Raw genomic sequence first — 428 nt, forward strand, 5'->3', positions numbered from 1 at the left:
GCCCGTGCGCACGTCCACGGGAACGGCGCCCCGGCAGGTGGTGGCGCGTCGCGAGGAGCCTCCCCGCAGGCCCGCGTCGCGTCCGGGTTCACCCCGGCCCCGACTGGCCACGCAGGGGATGATCGACTGGCCCCTCCGGGGCGTCCTGTACGGGCGCTTCGGGAAGAAGGGACGCGAGCCGCACGACGGCATCGACCTGGCCGCGCCCTCGGGGACGCCGGTGAAGACGGCCCAGGAAGGCACCGTGCTCTACGCGGGCGAGCAGAAGGGCTACGGCAACATCGTCATCGTCGAGCACGCCAACCGGCTCATCACGCTCTACGCGCACAACCGCGACCTGCGCGTGCGCACCGGGCAGAAGGTGCGCCGGGAGCAGGTCATCGCCACCGTGGGCGAATCCGGCAAGACGTCCGGTCCGCACCTGCACT

1 protein-coding gene is annotated in these 428 nt (G+C 72.7%); it reads left to right on the forward strand.

Annotation, left to right across the window (positions count from 1 at the left end; genetic code table 11):
- A partial coding sequence (locus D7Y04_RS42860; RefSeq protein ID WP_147477355.1) for a M23 family metallopeptidase occupies positions 1–428 on the forward strand: 428 nt, incomplete at both ends.

It is taken from the genome of Corallococcus sp. AB038B, from assembly GCF_003668955.1.
In the GTDB taxonomy this organism is placed as follows: Bacteria; Myxococcota; Myxococcia; order Myxococcales; family Myxococcaceae; genus Corallococcus; species Corallococcus exiguus.